Origin of the sequence: uncultured Rothia sp., from assembly GCF_937976295.1 — a bacterium.
Lineage (GTDB): Bacteria > Actinomycetota > Actinomycetes > Actinomycetales > Micrococcaceae > Rothia.
The window spans coordinates 1-4519 of the sequence record NZ_CALJRY010000028.1; the positions used below are offsets into that span (position 1 = coordinate 1).

At 57.5% G+C, this 4519-nt stretch carries 4 protein-coding genes; all 4 read left to right on the plus strand.

Annotated elements, in window-relative coordinates:
* The first annotated feature begins 118 nt into the window (after positions 1–118).
* A complete protein-coding gene (locus tag Q0216_RS00740; protein ID WP_298592117.1) occupies positions 119–670 on the plus strand; it encodes a MarR family winged helix-turn-helix transcriptional regulator in 552 nt (183 codons plus the stop codon).
* A 538-nt stretch (positions 671–1208) separates the two neighbouring features.
* Positions 1209–1733 (plus strand): ferritin, encoded by a 525-nt coding sequence (locus Q0216_RS00745; protein WP_298592120.1) that lies wholly within the window; start codon positions 1209–1211, stop codon positions 1731–1733.
* Between the two features lie 244 nt (positions 1734–1977).
* On the plus strand, positions 1978–3330 hold the full coding sequence (nhaA, locus tag Q0216_RS00750) for a Na+/H+ antiporter NhaA (protein WP_298592123.1): 1353 nt from the start codon (positions 1978–1980) through the stop codon (positions 3328–3330).
* A gap of 159 nt (positions 3331–3489) precedes the next feature.
* Positions 3490–4519: phosphatidylglycerol lysyltransferase domain-containing protein (locus tag Q0216_RS00755; RefSeq protein ID WP_298592126.1), on the plus strand; the 1030-nt coding region annotated here is incomplete at its 3' end.

Below are 4519 nucleotides of genomic sequence, written 5' to 3' on the forward strand. Positions count from 1 at the left end.
TACTTGACCGTACCAATTTCGGGTCACCTAGTAAGACCTTTCGCTACAATGGGTGCCAACACACCGCATCTCCCCTTAAAAAGGGAGCTCCATATCCGATAAAAGAGGAACCAATCCCGTGTCCACACCAACCACGCCTGCGCAGCGGCCTGACAATACCGCAGACAGCGAATCCATCCAGTGGCTCTCCCCGCAGGAGCGAGAAGGCTGGCTCTTTATCAGCTCCATCATTTTCACCCTCACCCGCAAGCTGGAAAACCAGCTGCAGACCGAAGCCGGCATCAGCTTCGTTGAATACATGGTGCTCGCAATGCTCTCCGAGTCTAAGGATCATTCCCTCACCATGACCGAGCTGGCAATCACCACCAACACCCTACCCGCACGCCTCTCCCGCGTCGTGGCACGCCTTGAGAAGGACGGATACGTCCGCCGTTCCCTCAGTGCCGAAGACCGCCGAGTCAGCATCTGTCACCTGCTCCCCGCAGGCGAGCAGAAGGTGCAGGAGGTCGCACCCGGCCACGTGAACGAAGTACGCCGCCAGATTTTCGACCACCTCACAGCCGAACAGGTTGACCGCCTCGCAGAAATCGGCGAGGCAGTCCTGGGCAACACCCCCTCAAACGTCATCTCCATTGATGCGCTAAAACGCGGCGAATACCCCGCACAATAACCTCCTCCACCCCGGGTGAGAGTTGAGAGAATCAGAGATAAGGCACATTCCCCATTGGGAACGTGCCTTATCTCTTTAACAGGTTTCATCTCTTTCACAGATTTCTTTAACAGCCTCTTGCAGTCGCGAGCGCTACGGCACGTGGGACCCCAAAACTGCCTCAAGTAGCCCCAGCCACCACCACATGCGAAGAATTTTAAAAAAATTTTTACACCTCGAATACCGTGCAGGAACGCCGGATAACCGGCTGCCGAGCACAAGCCGCCTCGTGTCAATGCGTGGGAGATTGAGGTATCTAGCACCTCCTTAAACCGCGAAATCTCAAGGAAACACACCCAATACCACCCATCCCAAAGGTGGTATTCAGGTCACCCACACTAAGGGTAATGGTGACAATATGTCAGGGGTACCTCATCTTCCCCACCGATTAGCCTTTTCTCTCTGTACACGCCCCACAGCACCCCGTACGATAAATATCAACAGGTTGCACCGCGCCATCCCGGCGCCCAAAAGCAATCACCATATAAGGAGAAACCATATGTCTAAGTCTTTCTACGACCTTCTGAACGAGCAGATCGGCCACGAGTTCGCAGCATCCCACCAGTACCTGTCCATGGCTATCTGGCTCGACGGTGAGGACCTGCCCCAGCTGGCTAAGTTCTTCTACCGCCAGTCCCTCGAAGAGCGCGAGCACGCACTCATGATGGTTCAGTACAAGCTGGACCGCGGCCACAAGGTCGAGATCCCCGCTGTTCCCGCCGTGAAGAACGACTTCGAGAACGTTCAGGAAATCGTTGACCTGTCCCTGGCACAGGAGAAGGTCGTCACCGGTCAGATCGAGGCACTGTTCTCCGCAGCACGCGCTGAGAACTACGCACTGGGCGAGCAGTTCATCCTCTGGTTCCTGAAGGAGCAGGTTGAGGAAGTTGCAACCATGGAGACCCTGGTGACCATCGTGAAGCGCGCAAACGGCAACCTCTTCGATCTGGAGAACTACGTTGCACGCGAGCTGGCAGACGACCACGGCCAGGAGTCCGGCGCACCCGCAATCGCAGGCGAATAATCTCGCATTCGCGCGACTAGAGCACTAGTCAACCGCGCAGAATAGCTGCAGAAATATTAAACGTTCCGCCCTCATCGCACCACGCGGAGAGGGCGGAACGTTTATGCATGTAAACCACGAAAAATCATTGCATCGCACCGTCCAGGAGCTAAAAGCCGCCAGCGGGTGCTCGAATACTCATTCAGTGCAGAGTAAACTTAAAAGCCTTAGATGCCACATAATACCGTGGCAGAAAGAGGAGAGAATGACACACACCAATCCAGATACCCTCAGCCGCGGCTCCTATAGCAACTCACGCCGCGTAGCCGATATTCTGCGTGCAGAAACCGTCGGCGGTACCATGCTGTTGATTGCTACGGTGCTGGCACTAGTACTCGCCAACACCCCTGCCTCCACCTTCTACTTTGGTCTGCGAGACACCGTGGTCGGCCCGGTCATCCCCGGCTTCAGCCACCTGCAGATGAGCATCGGTACCTGGGCGGCAGACGGTCTACTCGTCGTTTTCTTCTTCCTCACCGGTCTGGAGCTGAAGAAGGAATTCGTGCTCGGTGACCTCAAGTCGCCCTCCACCGCTATTGTGCCGATTGCGGCTGCCTTCGGTGGTGTGGCAGTGCCCGCTATTATCTACACGGCCATTAACCTTGGTAGCCCCACCGCCCTACATGGTTGGGCTATCCCCACCGCAACCGATATTGCGTTTGCGGTGTCTGTTCTCGCCGCCGTGGGTACTTTCCTCCCCTCGGCAATGCGTGTCTTCCTACTGACCCTGGCAGTAGTCGACGACCTGATCGCAATCTGCATTATCGCGATCTTCTACACCGATAACTTCCACGGCGAGTACCTGCTCTTCGATCTGATTCCCCTCGCCCTTTTCGCGTTGATCGCCTACCGCGGTGAGACCATGCTCCATCTGAAGCCCCTGGCCGCTTGGGTTCTACTGCTGCCCCTGGGCATTATCACCTGGGCATTTTTCCTAGAGTCCGGTATTCACGCCACCATTTCTGGCGTGATTCTCGGCTTCCTGGTGCCCGTGAAGATGTCCGCTCGCTCCGAGGCGGCACAGGCTGAACACGGACTTGCAGAGGTGCTAGAGCACCGCTTCCGCCCCCTCTCTACCGGCATCTGCGTGCCGATCTTCGCGTTCTTCAGCGCGGGTGTGGCTGTGGGCGGTTTTGAAGGTCTCGGACGCGCCCTCACCGACTCCGTGGCGGTCGGCATTATTGCGGCACTGGTTGTCGGTAAGACTATAGGTATTTTCGGTACCACCTGGCTCGTCACCCGCTTCAAGAATGCTAACCTCGACCCGGACATCGCCTGGATTGACGTGGTCGGCCTGGCTGCAACCGCTGGTATCGGTTTCACCGTGTCCCTGCTGGTGGCCGAGCTGTCCTTCCCGTACGGCTCGGCGCACGCCAAGGACGCAAAAATTGGGATTCTCGTCGGCTCTATTCTGGCAGCCATTGTGGGTGCAACCATCCTGTCTCGCCGCAACAAGCACTATCGTGCCCTGGCTGAGAAGGAAAGCGTGGATGCTGACGACAACGGCATCCCCGACGTCTTCGAAGGCACCTACCGTAACCCGAAGGCTGAAGCCTAGCCGCCAAAACCTCTAAGGTCAGTACCTTCTCTACACCCCGATTCCTCGCTGATCATGATGTCTCACCGCACTACCTCACGTCGCCGTACAGCACGAGCAAGGCAGGCACCCGCGCCTCCTTCTAGGTATGCAGAGACGTCAGCACGCGTGGTCATCGGGGTGTATTCTTTTGCCGCGCTTCTGACCACGTTTGCGTGGATTATCTCTCCTCTGCGGCGCGGCCGCGGCTTCACCTGGTGGGAAGTTACCGCGGACCTGCTGAATATTCCCTCCACGCATACTCTGCCCAGCGCCATTACGATGATTGTGCTGGTTTCCGGACTGATTGTGCGTAAGCGCGCTGCCCTCATTGCAGCTATCGTATTTCAGGTGCTGGGCGCACTGATTGCAACCCATAGCGCTTTCACGCTGGCGTTCCCCGCGGGGATTATGCCGAAGGACCGTATTTTCTCCTCGACGGTCGATACTCTCTCCATCGTGTTTGCGTGTGTGCTGGTGCCGTTCCTTTTCTCGATTCGTTCAGCATTCCCAGCACGCATTGGTCGCCTCTCGTGGGCGGGTGCGGCTGCTACGGCGGCTGGCGGTATTCTGCTGACTACCCTGGTGCTCTGGTACCTCTGCCGTATTGGTGTGTGGGAGCCATTGCGTTCCATCACCCCGTGGGAGCTACTCATGCACGGCATGGGTATTGAGCGTACGCATCCCGGTGTGTGGGCTGCCGACGTGGTGGCTTTCTTTGCCTCTTTCGGTTACGGCGCTTCACTGGTTGCGGCGCTGTACCTGTTGGCGCGCGGTTACCGTGCCCCGGATGCGTGGACCGGTGAGAAGGAGCTGAAGATTCGCGCTCTGCTGCAACAGTATGGCGCCAATGATTCGCTCTCCTATTTTGCGACGCGTCGCGATAAGCAGGTGATTTTCTCTCCGGATCAGAGGGCGGCGATTACGTACCGTTCGGTGGGTTCGGTGTGTTTGGCGTCGAGTGACCCGGTGGGTGACCCTGATTCGTGGGATGCCGCGATCGAGCAGTGGATGCTCCAGGCGCGTAGTTACGGTTGGGTTCCTGCGGCGTTGAGTGTGAGTGAGGCGGGTGCGCGCGCCTATAACCGGGCGGGTCTGTCGATTATTCAGATGGGTGAGGAGGCGGTCCTTGAGGCGGACCGTTTCACGCTCAATGACACGTCGATGCTAC